This window comes from Luteimonas abyssi (assembly GCF_001482195.1).
GTDB lineage: Bacteria > Pseudomonadota > Gammaproteobacteria > Xanthomonadales > Xanthomonadaceae > Luteimonas > Luteimonas abyssi.
Genome location: NZ_KQ759763.1, coordinates 426,861 through 444,152, shown reverse-complemented (window position 1 = coordinate 444,152; position 17,292 = coordinate 426,861). Strand labels below are relative to the sequence as shown.

The following is a 17,292-nucleotide window of genomic DNA, read 5'->3' as shown; positions in this document are numbered from 1 at the left end:
AGCTGCGCCACGTTCACCGCATCGGTGTCCTCGGTGCCCGCGGCCACGTTCGCGATCTGCCGCTCGCTGCCCGCACTGCCCACCGACACCGTGTTCGCGCGATCGGCCACCGAACCCTGGCCCAGCGCCACGCTGCCGTCCGCCAGCGCCACGCTGTCCGAACCCAGCGCCACCGTGTCGTCGCCCGAGGCGTCCGAGAAGTTGCCCAGCGCCGTGCTGTTGAATCCGCTCGCGCTCGCCGCACCGCCCACCGCCGTGGCGTAGTCGCCCGACGCCACCGTCGGAATCAGGCCCCAGAACGCGCCACCCACCGCGACGCTGTTGTCGCCGGTCGCCTGAGCATTCGCACCGATCGCCGTGGCGTCGAAGTTGCCCGCGCTGGCGCCGAAGCCCACCGCCGTGCTCGACTCCGCCAACGCCTCCGAGCCGTAGCCCAGTGCGGTCGCGCCGAAGCCATCGGCCACCGCGTAGCCGCCGTAGGCCGACGAACCGTCGCCGTTGGCTTCCGAGCGGAAGCCGCTGGCCGTGGACTGCAGGCCCGAGGCCGTCGCCTCCTGGCCGACCGCGGTCGCGTACGCCGCGTCGGCGCTCGCACCCGCACCCAGCGCGATCGCGCCGTCGTCGGCTGCGTAAGCATTCGCACCCAGCGCCAGGCTGCCCTCGCCCCAGGCTTCCGAGTACGCGCCCAGCGCCACCGCGTCCACGCCGGCGGCCACCGTGTTGAAGCCGATCGCCGTCGAGGTCTGCTCCATGGCGAACGCGCCGCTGCCGAATGCGGATGCGCCTTCGGCCTGCGCCTGCGCGCTCGAACCCACCGCGGTCGTGTAGTCGCCTTCGGCCATGGCGTTCGAACCGGCCGCGGTCGCACCCTCGCCCAGCGCGTAGGCCTGACCCTCGCCCGTGGCCTGGAAGTACGCCGTATGCGCCGTCGCCGCTTCGAGCTGGCCGAGGTTCACCGCATCGGTGGTCTCGGTGCCGGCGGCGACGTTGGTGATCTGGCGCTCATCGCCGGCACGGCCCACCGACACGGTGCCGGCGCGGTCGGCGACCGAATTCGCGCCGAGAGCGACGCTGTCGTCGGCATCGGCCAGCGCGTTGGTGCCCAGCGCCGCACTGCCCACGCCCGTCGCGGTGCTGAAGTAACCCAGCGCCGTGCTGCTGAGCCCGCGCGCCCAGGCCTCCGCACCCATGGCGGTCGAGTTCACGCCCTGCGCGTAGGCGAAGTAGCCCGATGCCGTCGCGCGCACGCCATCGGCCTGCGCCAGCGCGCCCATGGCGGTGCTGAAGTTGCCCCAGGCGCCCGAGCCCGCGCCGAACGCGGAGGCCGCGTTGCCCGCCGCTTCGGCCGGGACCAGGAAGCCCAGGCCCGGCACCAGATCGCCGAGGCCGCCGACGGCGGTGCTGCTCAGCCCGCTGGCCGTGGCGTTCGCGCCGACCGCCGTCGCGTACTGGGCGCCCGCATCGGTGCCGTAGCCCAGTGCGGTGCTGTAGCTGCCCGCAGCGGTGCTGAAGCCGCCGCTGGCGAGGCTGTAGGCGCCGGTCGCCTGGCTGCTGTAACCGGTCGCGGTGGCCTGCAGGCCTTCGCTGGTCGCGGCTGCGCCGGTGGCGGTGCTGAAGGCACCGCTGGCATGGGCGCCCGCACCCAGTGCAGACGCCCCCACTTCGGTGGCCGCCGTGGTGCGATCAAGCAGCACTTCACCCGTGTCGGGATGTTCGTAGTACAGCGTGCCGCCGACGGCGGTGCTGGAATCGCCTTCGGCCACACTGTTGTAGCCGGACGCGTGCGCGTAGGTCCCCCACGCCGTCGCACCGCTGCCCAGCGCCGATGCGCCGACGCCGTACGCACTGCTGCTGGCACCGATGGCGGTCGCGTAATCGGCGTCGGCAAAGGCGTTGGAACCCGACGCGGTCGCGTCGGTGCCCTCCGCATAGGCGTCACCGTCGCCGGTCGCGCTGAAGTAGCGCGTGTCGGACGTGACGGCTTCGAGCTGCGCCAGATTCACCGCGTCGGTCGCCTCCGTGCCCGCGGCGACATTGGCGACCTGGCGCTCGGCACCTGCACTGCCGACCGACACGGTGTTCTCACGGTCGGCGACGGAATTCGCGCCCAGCGCGACGCTGCCGGCGGCGGCCGCATCGGCCAGGAAGCCGACGGCCGTCGAATCCTCGGCACGCGCGACGCTGCCGCTACCCAGCGCGCTGGCGCCGTCTTCCAGTGCCGCGGCCAGCGTGCCGACGGCGGTGGCCTGGACCCCGAGCGCATCGGTCAGGGTCCCGACGGACGTGGCGCCGATGTCGGTCGCACGCGCACCGTTGCCCAGCGCGGTCGAGGCGATGCCGCTGGCCTCGGTGGTCTGCAGGATGAAGCCCGGCAGGCCGATCAGCAGGTCGCCATAATCGGCGATGCCACCCACGGCCAGGCCGTAGTCGCCGCTGGCCACGCTGCCGTAGCCCACCGCGGTGGCGAAACCGCCGGTTGCTTCGGAGAACGAGCCGAGCGCGCTCGACCCATCGGTCACGGCACTGCTGCTGTAACCGAGCGCCGTGGCCTGCGTGCCCTCGGCGGAGGCGGCCGCGCCGGTCGCCGTGCTGAAGGCGCCGCTGGCCTGCGCACCCGCGCCGAATGCCGAGGCACCGACTTCGGACGCGGTGGTGGTCTGGTCGAGCAGTACCTCGCCGGTGTTGGGATCTTCGTAGTACAGCCAGCCGCCGACGGCGGTGCTGGAGTCACCTTCGGCGACGCTGTTGTAGCCCGAGGCGTTCGCGTAGGTGCCCCACGCGGTGGCGCCGCTGCCGACCGCCGAGGATCCGGTGCCGTAGGCGCCGCTGCTCGAGCCGACGGCGGTCGCGTAATCGGCCGCGGCGTAGGCATTCGAGCCCGACGCGGTGGCGTCGGTGCCTTCGGCGAAGGCCTGGCCGTCGCCGGTGCCACTGAAATACTGAAGGTCGGCGGTAGCCTCATCGAGCTGCGCCACGTTCACCGCATCGGTGTCCTCGGTGCCCGCGGCCACGTTCGCGATCTGCCGCTCGCTGCCCGCACTGCCCACCGACACCGTGCCCGCGCGATCGGCCACCGAACCCTGGCCCAGCGCCACCGTGTCGTCGCCCGAGGCGTCCGAGAAGTTGCCCAGTGCCGTGCTGTTGAATCCGCTCGCGCTCGCCGCGCCGCCCACCGCCGTGGCGTAGTCGCCCGACGCCACCGTCGGAATCAGGCCCCAGAACGCGCCACCCACCGCGACGCTGTTGTCGCCGGTCGCCTGAGCATTCGCACCGATCGCCGTGGCGTCGAAGTTGCCCGCGCTGGCGCCGAAGCCCACCGCCGTGCTCGACTCCGCCAACGCCTCCGAGCCGTAGCCCAGTGCGGTCGCGCCGAAGCCATCGGCCACCGCGTAGCCGCCGTAGGCCGACGAACCGTCGCCGTTGGCTTCCGAGCGGAAGCCGCTGGCCGTGGACTGCAGGCCCGAGGCCGTCGCTTCCTGGCCGACCGCGGTCGCGTACGCCGCGTCGGCGCTCGCACCCGCACCCAGCGCGATCGCGCCGTCGTCGGCTGCGTAAGCATTCGCACCCAACGCCAGGCTGCCCTCGCCCCAGGCTTCCGAGTACGCCCCCAGCGCCACCGCGTCCACGCCGGCGGCCACCGTGTTGAAGCCGATCGCCGTCGAGGTCTGCTCCATGGCGAACGCGCCGCTGCCGAATGCAGACGCGCCTTCGGCCTGCGCCTGCGCGCTCGAACCCACCGCGGTCGTGTAGTCGCCTTCGGCGAGCGCGCCCGAGCCGAGTGCGGTCGCGTCCTGACCCTCCGCGATCGCCACGCCGTCGCCGGTCGCATCGAGATACTGGTCGGCCTCCGCGGCCATGTCGGCCACTTCGTCGAGCTGGCCGCGGTTGACCGCGTCATTGGCATCGATGCCGTCGGCGACGTTGACGATGCGGCGCGTGGCCGGCGCACCGCCGGCGCCCGTGCCGTTGCCCACCGACACCGTGTTCGCCTGGTTCGCGATCGCGCCGTGGCCGAGCGCGACACCGTTCTCGGCGCCGCTCTGGACGATGGCCGCACGACCGATGGCGATGCCGCCGGTCGCCAGCGTCTGGGCGTTGAAGCCGACCGCAGTGCCCTGCGCCGCGCCGGCGCGCGCGTTGGAGCCGAGCGCGGTGGTTCCGGTGGCCTGGGCGTTGGCGCCCGCGCCGATGGCCGTCGCGTTGCCGGCGGTCGCGCGGGCATTGGCGCCCACGGCCGAGGCGCTGGTGGCCGACGCCTGGGCGCCGCCGCCGATACCGATCGAATTCGCGCCGTCCGCCTGCGCCTGGCGGCCGATGGCGACCGCCTGCGCACCGCTGGCGCGCGACTGGCTGCCGATGGCGACGGCGTTCGTGCCGCTGGCCTCGGCCGAACCGTCGACCACGCAGTCGTCGATCAGCGGCAGCCCGATGGTCAGGCAGGGGCGATTCTCGCCGACCTCGACCGACTGGGCGATGGCGGCCGGGGTCATGGCCCCGAACAGCAGCGCACCCAGCGCGACGCCGAGTCCGCTCTTCACCGCACCGACGGTCCCTCCGCCACGCACCCCCGGGCTGTCGCTGGAGGCGAGCTCCGATGCGACGACCAATTGGCCCAACGACTTGTTCCAGACCTTGCGATAGATGCGGTTCATCGATGCCTTCCCTCGGAGATTGAAAAACGGCTGCCCGGCTCGCGGCTGCGAGCCCGAAACGCGGATGGACGGTTCGACGATCAGCTGCCGACGACAGGCCGGAGCGGATCGCGATCTCACCGACGGTGGAGACGCACGCCGGTGAAACTGAATCCCCCTTCAACAAACGCTTGACGCCGGATACTGGAGGCGAGTGACGCAAAGAGTCAAGTGCCGACGCAAACAGCCAAATTTGTGCGCTGGTTGGCATTTTTAATGGGTCTTTTGGCGGAAGTTCCGCCAAAATCCTTTTCAACCCCCATTCATATGAACAAGAGGCAACGAACCGGTAGGGGGGCTGGACGGATTTACGTCGTCGATGCGGGGTGGTTTTTTTCGCCGAATTCGACGAACGGCGTCGTGCGCCGCACGAAGCAGGACGGGCCGCCGTCGGGGCATGCATGAGAGATCACACGTACGGGCGCGCTGCCGCTTCGCCGTCGCGCGTCCAGGACACGGGGATTCCGGTGACCGGCATCGGTCATCGGGCGACCGGACAGGCTGTCGATGCGCGTCGACCGGGGCCCTGGGACGCCGCGAGCGCCCCACGGACGCATTCCGATTTTCCACCGGAGCCGGCCCGCAAGCCGCGAGACTCCGGCGACGTCTGCACGCGACGCCACACGGATGGCGCACCGCCCCTACGCCGCGCCGCGGGCCCCCGGTTCACCGGACGTCACCCGCATCGGCACTTCCCGGTGCGACCGTGCCGCGAAAGCGCATTCCCAAAAAAAAGCCCGCCAGATGGCGGGCTTTCTTACGCACCGGCGGGCACTCAGCCCAGCGCGCGGCGCGCGTTGCGGAAGATCCGCATCCAGGGCGAGGTGTCCGGCCAGTCGGGCGGATGCCAGCTCAGGTTCGCCGTGCGCAGCGTGCGCTCGGGATGGGGCATCAGGATCGTGGCGCGGCCGTCGCGACTGGTCAGACCGGCGATCGCCTCGGCGGAACCGTTCGGATTGGCGGGATAGGCCGTCGCCGGCTCGCCCGCGCCGTCGAGATAGCGCAACGCCACCGTCGCCGCTGACAGGTCGGCGTCGGTGTCGAACGTCGCACGCCCTTCGCCATGGGCGATGGCGACCGGAATCCGCGACCCGGCCATGCCCTGCAGCAGCCAGGACGGCGACTCTTCGACACCCAACAGACCGAAGCGCGCCTCGTACTGCTCGCTGCGATTGCGCAGGAATCTCGGCCAGTGCGTGGCGCCGGGGATGATCTCGCGCAACTGCGACAGCATCTGGCAACCGTTGCATACACCCAGCGAGAACGTCTGCTGGCGCGCGAAGAACGCCGCGAACGCATCACGCAGATCGGCGCGTTCGAGGATCGATGTGGCCCAGCCGCGGCCGGCGCCGAGCACGTCGCCGTAGCTGAAACCGCCGCAGGCGACCAGGCCGTGCATGTCGTCGAGCGTGACACGCCCGGCGATCAGATCGCTCATGTGCACGTCGATGGCGGAGAAGCCCGCGCGGTCGAAGCCGGCGGCCATCTCGGTCTGGCTGTTGACGCCCTGCTCGCGCAGGATCGCCACCCGCGGCCGTACCCCCGTCGCCACGTAGGGCGCGGCGATGTCCTCGACCGGATCGAAACGCAACGCCGGCTGCAGGCCGGGCCCGTCGAACCGCCGCGCGGCTTCGCGCTCGGCATCGGCGCATTCGGGATTGTCGCGCAGCCGCTGCATGGCATGGGTCACCGACCACCACGCATCGAACAACGTCTCCCACCGCCATTCGGCACGAATCTGCCCGTCGTGCAGCACGCGCACGGTCGGGACCGTGGTCGGGCGCGCGATGCGCTGCGCGCATTCGACCAGACCGTGGCGCGCGACCAGATCGGCGAACTCCACCCGGTCCTCGGCGGCGATCTCGACGATCGCGCCGAGTTCCTCGTTGAACAATGCGCGGAACACGTCGTCGATGCGGTCCTCGCCCCAGCCGGCCAGATCGATGTCGAGCCCGACGTGCGAACAGAACGCCATCTCGCACAGCGCGGCGAAAGCACCGCCGTCGGACCGGTCGTGGTAGGCCAGCAGCAGGCCGTCCTGGCGCGCATCGCGGATCAACTCGAACAGCGCGCGCAGACGCTGCGGGTCGTCGAGATCGGGGCAAGCGCCGCCGAACGCGTCGTGGCATTGCGAGAGGATCGAGCCGCCCAGGCGCTGGCGCCCACCGCCCAGGCCGATCAGCCACAGTTCGGTGTCGCCGCGGCGGCGCGACAGCAGCGGCGTGAGCTGGGTGCGCACGTCGGCGACCGGCGAGAACGCGGTGACCACCAGCGAGACCGGCGACACCGCCTTCTGCTCGCCCTCGGCCGCCTGCCAGCGCGCCTGCATCGACAGCGAATCCTTGCCGACCGGAATCGACAGGTCCAGCGCCGGGCACAAGGCCATGCCGACCGCATGCACGGCATCGAACAGCCGCGCGCCTTCCTGCTCGTGACCGGCCGCAGCCATCCAGTTGGCCGACAGCTTGATCCGCTCCAGCGCGTCGACCGGCGCCGCGCAGAGATTGGTGATCGCCTCGCCGACGGCCATGCGCGCGGCGGCGGCCGGATCGATCAGCGCCAGCGGCGCGCGCTCGCCGATCGCCATCGCCTCGCCTGCGTTGCCTTCGAAGTCGGACAGCGTGATCGCGCAGTCCGCCACCGGCATCTGCCAGGGGCCGACCAGCTGATCACGTGCGGTCAGGCCACCGACCGTGCGGTCGCCGATGGTGATCAGGAACTGCTTCGATGCGACCGTCGGGTGCGCCAGCACCTTGAGTGCAGCCTGCTGCAGGTCGACCGACTTGCCGTTGAGCGCCGGCCAGCGCACCGGCGTCGGACGCACGGTGTCGCGCTCCATCTTCGGCGGCTTGCCGAACAGCAGATCCATCGGCAGGTCGATCGGGTGCGCCGGCGCATCCGGCGTGCCCTCCACCTGGCCCACCGTCGCCCCGTAGCCGACCACCAGCCGCTCTTCGGCGGTGGCATGGCCGACGACCGCGAACGGGCAGCGCTCGCGCGCGCACAGCGCGGCGAATTCGTCCACGCGCTCGGGCGCCACGCCCAGCACGTAGCGCTCCTGCGACTCGTTGCACCAAAGCTGCATCGGCGACAGCGAGGGATCGTCGCTGGGCACGCGGTCCAGATCGATCACGCCACCGACGTCGGAATCGTGCAGCAGTTCGGGGATGGCGTTGGAAAGCCCGCCCGCGCCCACATCGTGGGCTGACAGGATCGGGTTGTCCGCACCCAGCGCCACGCAGCGGTCGATGACTTCCTGACAGCGGCGCTGCATTTCCGGGTTCTCGCGCTGCACGCTGGCGAAGTCGAGCGCTTCGTCGCTGCTGCCGCCGGCCACCGAACTGGCCGCACCGCCACCCAGGCCGATCAGCATCGCCGGACCGCCGAGCACGACCACCGCCGAACCGGGCTGCAGGCGCAGCTTGGTCACCTGGTCGCGGTCGATCGCCCCCAGGCCGCCGGCGAGCATGATCGGCTTGTCGTAGGCGTAGCTGTAGCCCGCGTCGGGATGCGCGAGTTCGAAGCTGCGGAAATAGCCGGCCAGGTTCGGGCGGCCGAATTCGTTGTTGAACGCCGCCGCGCCGATCGGCCCGTCGAGCATGATCTCCAGCGCCGGCGCGAGACGTGGATTGAGGTCGCGCGCGTGTTCCCAATCCTGGGCCAGACCGGGAATGCGCAGATGCGAGACCGAGAACCCGCACAGCCCCGCCTTCGGCTTGCCGCCGCGGCCGGTCGCACCCTCGTCGCGAATCTCGCCACCGGCACCGGTGGCGGCACCGGAGAATGGCGAAATCGCGGTCGGGTGGTTGTGGGTCTCGACCTTGATGCAGAACGCGCTGTCGACCAGGGCCTCGGCGCGGTACTCACCGGTGACCGGATCGGGCCGGAAACGCTGCGCCGGGAAGCCCGCCACCACCGCCGCGTTGTCGCTGTAGGCGGTCAGGGTGTGCTCGGGCGTCTGGGCGTGGGTGTTGCGGATCATGCGGAACAGCGAACGCGGCTGCGCCTCGCCGTCGATGGTCCAGCTGGCGTTGAAGATCTTGTGCCGGCAATGTTCGGAGTTCGCCTGCGCGAACATCATCAACTCGACATCGGACGGGTCGCGACCGAGCTGGCCGTAGCGCTCGCGCAGATAGGCGATCTCGTCGTCGGCCAGCGCCAGTCCCAGACGCTCGTTCGCCGACTCGAGCCCATCGAGCGGGATGCGCTCGAGGGTGCCACGCTCGGGCACCGCGAACAGCCGCTCGGCCTGCGCCTGCGACGACAGCAGCGACTGCGTCATCGGGTCGTGCAGCAACCGCTCCAGCGCCTGCAGATCCCCGTGCTCGGGCCAACCGGCGATATCCAGGCGGGTACCTCGCTCGACCCGCCGCACCGGCAAGCCGGCGCCGCGCACCAGTTCCGTGGATTTGCTCGCCCAGGGCGAAATGGTGCCCAGGCGCGGCGCCACGAAGCGCGACACCGCGCCGGCGGGCAACGGTTCGGCATCCGGTCGGGCCTGCAGGATCCGTTGCAAGGTGGCGGTGTCCGGGGCGGCGCCCGGTTCGGGCTCGACCCAGTACACGTGCCAGGCGCCGAGCAGGCGCAGGTCGGGCGAAAGGGTCTGCAGTCGATGCTGGAGGCGTTCCAGGCGGAACGCGGACAGGGCCGGCAGGCCCTCGAGGACGATCATGTCCGGCGGCTGTTCGAGGCGGGCCGTCTATTGTAACGGACCCGGCGAGGCCTCACGGCACGCTGCGACTCCGAGGCCCGCGAGGCGCGCCTGCCCTGGCGAGCACCGCCTGGATGCGAGGTCGCACCGGATGCGGGTGCCGGGGAATCACGCTCGCACCGGACCGCCGGTCGCGCCGATCAGCGGTTCTGCAGCTCGTCCAGCGCGGTCCGCAGCGCGGCCGGCGGCATGTAGCCCGGCAACTGGGTGCCGTCCTCGGCGATGATCAGCGGCGTACCCGCGAGCCCGATCCGCTGGCCCAGCGCGTACTGCGTGGCGACCGGGTTGTCGCAGGTGCGCGCCGGCACGGTCTTGCCTTCCTTCGCATCGGTCAGCGCCTGGCGACGGTCGGATGCGCACCACACCGCCTGCATGGTGGCGAAATCGGGGCTGTCGGGCCCCATCCGCGGGAACGCCAGATACTCGACCGCGATGCCCTGCCGGTTGTACTCCTCGATCTCCGAATGCAGCTTGCGGCAATAGCCGCACTCGACATCGGTGAACACGGACACGGTATGGGTCGGCGAGGCCGGCGCGAATACGATGCGGTCGGCCTCCGGCACCTCGTCGAGCAGCGCCTTGCGCACCTTGGCCAGACCGCTCTCGCTGAGATCGCGCCGCTGTTCGACGTCGAACAGGCTGCCCTGGAGCAGGTAGCGGCCATCGTCGCTGACGTAGAGCACCTGGCCGCTGACGATCACCTCGCGGAAGCCGTCGATGGGCGCAGGCCCGACCGCGTCGACCTCGATGCGCGGATTGATCTTGCGGATCGCCTCCACGGCGCGCCCGTCGGCGCTGGCCGGATCGACATCGAGCGCGGGCGAGGTCGGCGCGTCCGGCGCCGCCGTGGCCTGCGTGCCGCCGGCGGCGGCCTGCGGATCCTGCTGGGCGCAGGCGGTCAGGCTGAAGGATGCGGCGACGAGCGCGAGCAGGAGCGTCTTGGGATCGGGCTTCATGCGGTTTCCGGCTGACCGCGGAGGCGGCCGTTCATGCGAACCGGCATTGTGGCATGTCCGGCCCCACCGGCTGCTGAGCGCTACGCGCGCGGATGGTGGCGCGCGTGCAGGCGCTTGAGCTGTTCCCGTGCGACCAGGGTGTAGATCTGCGTGGTCGACAGCGAACTGTGCCCGAGCAGCATCTGCAGGGTCCGCAGGTCGGCGCCGTGGTTGAGCAGATGGGTGGCGAAGCTGTGACGCAGCCCGTGCGGGCTGATCCTGGAGGCCTCGATGCCGGCCACCACGGCGCAGGCCTTGACCGTGCGCCAGAACCGCTGGCGCGACAGCACGGCACCACCCTCGCCCACGAACAGGGGCCCGGTCGACGCGCGCGCGGCCGGCGGTCGCCCGCTGCGCGCCGCGCGCGTCGCCGCGTCGCGGGACAGCGGCTCGCGCGCTTCGCCCAGATAACGTTCGAGCCAGTGCTGCGCTTCCTCGCCCAGCGGCACCAGACGATCGCGGCCGCCCTTGCCGGTGACCCGCAGCACGCCCTGGCGCAGATTCACGCCGTTGGCCGGCAGCGTCACCAGTTCGCTCACGCGCAGCCCGCAGGCGTACATGAGCTCCAGCATCGCGCGGTCGCGCAGGCCGGCTGGGGTGCCGGTGTCGGGCGCGGCCAGCAGCGCTTCGATCTGCCGCTCGGTCAGCGCCTTGGGCAGCAGGCGCCCCTGCCGGGGCGCTTCGAGCAGCGCGGTGGGATCGTCGGCGCGCGCCCCGCGCAGCGACAGGTGCGAGAAGAACGCCCGCAGCGCCGACAGCAGCCGCGCATTGCTGCGCGGGCTGAAGCCCAGCCGCGCGCGCCAGGCGAGGTAATCGAGCAGCCCTGCACGGTCGATCCGGGCCAGCCCGCCGTCCCGTCCATCGAGCCAGCGCGCGGCGAGCGCGAGATCGCGCCGATAGCTGTCGAGACTCTGCCGCGCCAGGCCGCGCTCGGCCCACAGTGTCTCGAGACAGCGATCGATGGCGTCTGCATCGCCATCGCGCAGCGGCGGCAATGCCATCGAGGCTTCACGGCGGTCGGCGGCGGTCGACATGCGCGCAGGGTAGCGGCAACGCGGCGCGCCGACGAGCGCGCGGCGGCGTGCCGGTATCCTTGGCGGATGACCGACACCGACTCGTCGCCCGCACCGCCTCCGGATCCGGCGCCGCCCCGCCCGCGCGCCTGGGTCGGTTGGCGCCTGGCCGCGCTGTTCTACGACCTGTGGCCGGTGGTGGCGATGTGGTTCGCGCTGTCGTTCCTGTTCGCGCTCGCGCATACGTTCATGGGACACCACGATCCGCGCGAGAACATCGCGCCGTTCAGTGCGCTGCAATGGCTGCTGTGGGCCGCATGCTGGGGCGTGACCGGCCTCTACGCGGTGGCCAGCTGGGCGCGCGGCGGCCAGACCCTGGGCATGCGGCCCTGGCGGCTCCGCGTGGTCCGGCCCGACGGCGCGCTGGCCGGACGCGGCGCGCTCTGGCTGCGCTACGGTGTCGGCACGCTGTCGCTGCTGGCCGGCGGACTCGGCTTCTGGTGGGCCTGGATCGATCGCGATCGGCTGACCTGGCACGACCGCCTCAGTGGCACCCGACTGGTGCGCGACCCCAAAGTCTGAGCACGAGGGCGAGTGCGGCGAAGGCGCGTGAAGCGGTCGCCACGCGCATCAGCCTGTCATGCCCATGCGCCGGCCTGCGCTCGTCCGCGCCCATGCGCGGCGACGACCACGCCCCCCCTCAAAGCCGTGCGCGCTGAGCCGCGAGGCCCTCCCGCTGCGCATTCCAGTCGGCCAGGCGCTGGCGCTCCTGCTCGACCACTGCGGCCGGCGCATTCGCGACGAACGTGGCGTTGCCGAGCTTGCCGTTGCACTTGGCGATCTCGCCGTCGACGCGCTTGAGCTCCTTGTCCAGGCGTGCGCGCTCCGCGTCCAGATCCACCAGACCCTCGAGCGGCACGAACAGGCGCAGTTCGCCGACCACCGCCGCGGCGGCCGGCGGCGGATCGCCGGCCACGCGGTCGACGCGGTCCAGCCGCAGCAGGAACGACAGCGAGCCGGCGAAGCGCGCCAGTCGCGCGTCCTCGCGCTCGCCGCCGCCCTGCACCAGCAACGTCACCTGCCGGCTCGGCGAGACGCCCAGCTCGCTGCGGATGCGGCGCAGCGCGGACACCATCTGCTTGAGCCATTCGATATCGCCTTCGGCCGCCGCATAGGCCGCCGCGTCCACATCGGACGCCTGCGGGTAGGGCTGCAGCGAGATGGTCGCACCCGCGACGTCCAGCCGCGGCGCGACTTCTCGCCACAGCACTTCGGTCACGAACGGGGTCAGCGGGTGCAACAGCCGCAACAGCGACTCGAGCACGTAGAGCAACGTGTGGCGGGTGCTGCGCGCGGCGGCTTCGTCGTCGCCGTTGAGCGCCGGCTTGGCGAGCTCGAGGAACCAGTCGCACACCTCGTTCCAGGCGAACTCGTACAGGCCCTGCGCGAGCAGGTCGAAACGGTAGCTGGCGAAATGCGTCGCGGCCTCGGCGCTGGCGTGCGACAGCCGCGCCAGGATCCAGCGTTCGGCGTCGGTGTGCGGATGCGGCACGCCGGCGAACGTCGCACCCTCGGTGTTCATCAGCACGAAGCGCGTCGCGTTCCACAGCTTGTTGCAGAAGTTCTTGTAGCCTTCCGCGCGACCGAGGTCGAACTTGATGTCGCGTCCCGGGCCGGCCAGCGCCGCCATGGTGAAACGCAACGGGTCCGCGCCGTGGGCGGCGATGCCGTCCGGGAACTCCTTGCGCGTGGCCTTCTCGATCTTCGCCGCCATCTGCGGCTGCATCAGTCCGGTGGTGCGCTTGGCGACCAGGGCGTCCAGCGCGATGCCGTCGATGATGTCCAGCGGATCGAGGATGTTGCCCTTCGACTTGGACATCTTCTGCCCGTCCTTGTCGCGCACCAGGCCGGTCATGTAGATGTCGTGGAACGGGATCCGCCCGGTCAGGCGGTCGGTCATCATGATCATCCGGGCGACCCAGAAGAAGATGATGTCGAAGCCGGTGACCAGCACGCTCGACGGCACGAAGTCGTCGAAGCCGCGCTCGGCCATGGCGTCGGCGTCGGGCCAACCCAGCGTGCTGAACGGCCACAGCGACGAGGAGAACCAGGTCTCCAGCACATCGTCGTCCTGGCGCAGCGCGACGTCGTCGGCCAGGCCGGCGCGCGCGCGCGCCTCGGCCTCGTCGCGGCCGACGTAGGCGTTGCCTTCGGCGTCGAACCACGCCGGAATGCGATGGCCCCACCAGAGCTGGCGACTGATGGTCCAGTCCTGGATGTTCTCCATCCAGTGGCGATAGGTGTTGATCCAGTTCGGCGGTACGAATCTGACCGGGCCGGGCTGTCCGTCCACGCCCTCGACGAGCTCCAGACCGCGCTTGCCCATCTCGTCCATCCGGACGAACCACTGGTCGGTGAGATAGGGCTCGATGACCGAACCCGAGCGATCCCCGAACGGCTGCATGATCGGCTTGGCCTCGACCACCGGCACGCCTTCGGCGTCGACGACGGCCAGGCCCTCGACGGTGATCGCTTCGACCACGCGGGCGCGCGCCTCGTAGCGGTCGAGGCCACGCAGCTCCTCCGGCACCAGATTGATCTCGCCGACGTCGCCGGCCTCGCGCTCGCCGCGCGCGATCGCACCGGCGATGCGCGCGCTCTCGGCATACGACAGACCGTCGGCGCGCATGCGCGCGGCGCCGTCCATCAGCGCGTACAGCGGGATGCCGTTGCGTGCGGCGACGGCGTAATCGTTGAAATCGTGGGCGCCGGTGATCTTCACCGCGCCCGAGCCGAAGTCCGGATCGGGATAGGCGTCGGTGATGATCGGCACCAGCCGCCGGTGTTCCTTCGGCCCGACCGGAATCTCGCACAGCTTGCCCACGATCGATGCGTAGCGCGCGTCCGACGGATGCACCGCGACGGCGCCGTCGCCGAGCATCGTCTCCGGACGCGTGGTGGCGATCGAGATGTAGTCGCGGGTCTCGCGCAGGGTCACGTTGCCGTCGGCGTCGCGCTCGATGTATTCGTAGGTCTCGCCGCCGGCCAGCGGATACTTGAAATGCCACATGTGGCCGGGCACTTCGCGGTTCTCCACCTCGAGATCGGAGATCGCGGTGTTGAGCACCGGGTCCCAGTTGACCAGCCGCTTGCCACGGTAGATCAGCCCCTGCTCGTGCAGCCGCACGAAGGCCTCGATCACCGCCGCCGACGGCTGCGGATCCATCGTGAACACCTTGCGCGACCAGTCGCCAGAGGTCCCCAGGCGGCGCATCTGCCGCTCGATGGTGTCTCCGGACTGTTGCTTCCAGGCCCACACCTTTTCGATGAAACCGTCGCGCCCGAGCGAGTCGCGGCTCTCGGTGTCGCCGGCGAGCTTGAGGTTGCGGGTCACCACCATCTCGGTGGCGATGCCGGCATGATCGGAGCCCATCTGCCACAGCGTGCGGTAGCCGCGCATGCGGTGGTAGCGGATCAGCGCGTCCTGCAGCGTGTGCTGGAACGCGTGCCCCATGTGCAGGGTGCCGGTGACGTTGGGCGGCGGCAGCAGGATGCTGTAGGCCGGGCCATCGCCTTGCGGCGCGAACGCGCCCGAGGCCTCCCATTCCGCATACAGGCGCGATTCGAAGGACTGCGGTTCGTAACTGGCGGCGAGGGTGTCGGTCATGGCGACGGGTCGTGTCCGGTGACGCGGTGAAGGGGAAGGTCGTCGCGATGCGGACGCCGGACCGGCACGGGGCGATTCGAATCGCCGCCGCGACGGCGGGCGCGCGCGACGGGTCTACATGTCGTACTTGTTCGGCTCGATGCCGCGCGCCTTGTACTGCTTCCAGCGCGCGCGCAGCGGCTCGCGGGCGGACGGGTCCGCCGGCACCACCTCGAGCACACGCTCGAAGCCGTCGGGCACGGCATCGTCGCGCAGGTTGATCACCACGGGGCGTCCCGGCGGGTCGAACTCCGGCGTGGCGATCAGCACCGGACAGACCTCGTCGTCCTCGTCGGCCTCGGCGCCGGCGATCTGGTGCGGGATGAAGACCTCGTCGCCCATGTCCCAGAGCTGGTCGTCCAGCGCCTCGGCCTGGGCGCGATCGCGCGCGAGCACCAAGGTCCAGAGGTCGGCGTCGTAGGCCTTGCGCGCGAGTTCGGCGACCAGCCGCAACGGGTCGTCGCGGAAGCGGGGCTTGGCGATCAGGTAGAAGTCGGCACGCGGCATGTCGGGTCCTCCGGAAGCGCCGGTCTCCGGTCCGCGCGCGGACCGGGGCCGGCGCCGCGGCTCAGCGCGCGGCCTGTTCCATCAGCCACTGCGACAGCAGGCCGACCGGGCGACCGGTCGCCATGCCGAGCTTGCCGCTCTGGCTGCCGCTGCCGGCGATGTCCAGATGCGCCCAGCGCTGGCCTTCGGCGAAACGCGACAGGAAGCAGCCGGCGGTGATCGCGCCGCCCCAGCGACCGCCGATGTTGTAGACGTCGGCGAACGCGGAGTCCAGCAACCCCTGGTACTCGTCCCACAGCGGCAGGCGCCAGGCGCGGTCGAAGACCGCTTCGCCCGCGGCCAGCAGCTCCTCGGACAGGTCGTCGTGCTTGGTCATCAGGCCGCTGGCGTGGGTGCCCAGCGCGACCATGCAGGCACCCGTCAGCGTGGCGACGTCCACCAGCGCGTGCGGCTCGAACCGCTGCGCGTAGGTCAGCGCGTCGCACAGGATCAGCCGACCCTCGGCGTCGGTGTTGCCGATCTCGATCGTCTTGCCCGACATGCTGGTCAGCACGTCCGACGGCCGGTAGCTGTTGCCGTCGATCGCGTTCTCCACCGCCGGCACCACCACCCGCAGGTTGATCGGCAGATCGAGCCCGACGGCGGACACGAAGGCGCCCATCACGGTCGCGGCACCGCACATGTCGAACTTCATTTCCTCGATACCGCCCTGGGTCTTGAGGTTCACGCCGCCGGTGTCGAAGGTGATGCCCTTGCCGACCAGCACGTAGGGCTTGGCATCGCCACCGTTGTTCCACTCCAGCACGATCAGGCGCGGGGTGTTGGCCGAGCCGCGGGCCACTGCCAGCAGCGCCCCCATCCCCAGCGCCTCCATCTGCTCGCGCTCCAGCACGGTGCAGCCGGCCTTGTCGAAGCGCGCGGCGAACGCCTGCGCCTGCTCGGCCAGGTAAGCCGGCGTGCAGATGTTCGGCGGCAGGTTGCCGAGCTCCCGGGCGAACTCGACGCCGTTGGCGATCGCACGGCCCTGCGCGAGCGCGTCGGCGTCGTCGCCGGCCACGACGAACTGGCGCAGGCCGGGCTCGTCGCGCTTGCGGTTCTGCTCGCCGAGCGTGGCGGTGTAGCGATAGGCCGCGTGCTGGGCGGCAACCACCGCCTGGCGGATGCGCCACGCGGCATCGCGGCCGGGCACGTCCAGCTCGCTGAGGGTGAACAGCGCGGTCTCGACCGGACCGCTGCGCAGCGCGCGCACCGCGTCACCCACGACCTTGAGGTATTGCGACACGCCGAACTTGCCCGCCTCGCCGAGGCCGACCACCAGTACCCGTGGCGCGGTCACGCCGTCGAGGTCGTGCAGCATCGCCACCTGCCCCGCCCGGCCGGCCAGATCACCACGTTCGACCAGCTTCGCCAGCCGGCCACCCGAGGCCGCATCCAGCGCCTGCGCCGCCGGGGACAGGCGCTTGTCGGCGAACAGGCCGACCACGATGCAGCCGGTTTCGACGGTGGCGGGGGCGTGCTGGTTCAGGGTGAATTCGAGGGTCATCGACGAAATTCCGGTTGCAGGAGGGTGTGAGCCGCGCTCGGCACTTTCTTTACGGCCATTCCCTACAATGAGGCGCTCTCGATCGCGGCGGCACCGGCGGCGGCCCTTCGGCCGACCCGGCGCGGC

General features: G+C 71.1%; 8 protein-coding genes. 1 reads left to right on the top strand and 7 read right to left on the bottom strand.

Going from position 1 to position 17,292, the window contains the following annotated elements; translation table 11 throughout:
- From RG19_RS01675 to xerD, 4 genes are all read right to left on the bottom strand, one after another.
- Positions 1-4,652, bottom strand: a 4,652-nt coding sequence (locus RG19_RS01675; RefSeq protein WP_274377891.1) for an ESPR-type extended signal peptide-containing protein, incomplete at its 3' end; no start/stop codon positions are given.
- Positions 4,653-5,466: 814 nt separating this feature from the next.
- Positions 5,467-9,363, bottom strand: coding sequence for a phosphoribosylformylglycinamidine synthase (gene purL / locus RG19_RS01670; RefSeq protein ID WP_058833742.1), 3,897 nt, complete (start codon positions 9,361-9,363; stop codon positions 5,467-5,469).
- Positions 9,364-9,542: 179 nt separating this feature from the next.
- Positions 9,543-10,358, bottom strand: a complete 816-nt coding sequence (locus RG19_RS01665; protein WP_058833741.1) for a DsbC family protein — start codon at positions 10,356-10,358, stop codon at positions 9,543-9,545.
- Positions 10,359-10,438: 80 nt separating this feature from the next.
- Positions 10,439-11,431 carry a site-specific tyrosine recombinase XerD gene (xerD, locus tag RG19_RS01660; RefSeq protein WP_058833740.1) on the bottom strand — a complete coding sequence of 331 codons (993 nt, stop codon included), beginning with the start codon at positions 11,429-11,431 and terminating at the stop codon, positions 10,439-10,441.
- A gap of 66 nt (positions 11,432-11,497) precedes the next feature.
- Between xerD and RG19_RS01655 the strand changes: the two genes are divergently transcribed.
- Positions 11,498-11,992 (top strand): RDD family protein, encoded by a 495-nt coding sequence (locus RG19_RS01655; RefSeq protein ID WP_058833739.1) that lies wholly within the window; start codon positions 11,498-11,500, stop codon positions 11,990-11,992.
- A gap of 118 nt (positions 11,993-12,110) precedes the next feature.
- Here RG19_RS01655 and RG19_RS01650 read toward each other — a convergent pair whose 3' ends face one another.
- From RG19_RS01650 to RG19_RS01640, 3 genes are all read right to left on the bottom strand, one after another.
- On the bottom strand, positions 12,111-15,077 hold the full coding sequence (locus tag RG19_RS01650; RefSeq protein WP_058833738.1) for a valine--tRNA ligase: 2,967 nt from the start codon (positions 15,075-15,077) through the stop codon (positions 12,111-12,113).
- Between the two features lie 114 nt (positions 15,078-15,191).
- On the bottom strand, positions 15,192-15,623 hold the full coding sequence (locus RG19_RS01645; RefSeq protein WP_058833737.1) for a DNA polymerase III subunit chi: 432 nt from the start codon (positions 15,621-15,623) through the stop codon (positions 15,192-15,194).
- Positions 15,624-15,684: 61 nt separating this feature from the next.
- The gene (locus tag RG19_RS01640; protein WP_058833736.1) at positions 15,685-17,166 is read right to left on the bottom strand and encodes a leucyl aminopeptidase; all 1,482 of its coding nucleotides are present in this window, start codon (positions 17,164-17,166) and stop codon (positions 15,685-15,687) included.
- Positions 17,167-17,292: the final 126 nt, after the last annotated feature.

Coding starts and splice junctions, on each gene's coding strand:
- purL (WP_058833742.1), bottom strand. CDS start 9,363: ATGATCGTCCTCGAGGGCCTGCCGGCCCTGTCCGCGTTCCGCCTGGAA.
- RG19_RS01665 (WP_058833741.1), bottom strand. CDS start 10,358: ATGAAGCCCGATCCCAAGACGCTCCTGCTCGCGCTCGTCGCCGCATCC.
- xerD (WP_058833740.1), bottom strand. CDS start 11,431: ATGTCGACCGCCGCCGACCGCCGTGAAGCCTCGATGGCATTGCCGCCG.
- RG19_RS01655 (WP_058833739.1), top strand. CDS start 11,498: ATGACCGACACCGACTCGTCGCCCGCACCGCCTCCGGATCCGGCGCCG.
- RG19_RS01650 (WP_058833738.1), bottom strand. CDS start 15,077: ATGACCGACACCCTCGCCGCCAGTTACGAACCGCAGTCCTTCGAATCG.
- RG19_RS01645 (WP_058833737.1), bottom strand. CDS start 15,623: ATGCCGCGTGCCGACTTCTACCTGATCGCCAAGCCCCGCTTCCGCGAC.
- RG19_RS01640 (WP_058833736.1), bottom strand. CDS start 17,166: ATGACCCTCGAATTCACCCTGAACCAGCACGCCCCCGCCACCGTCGAA.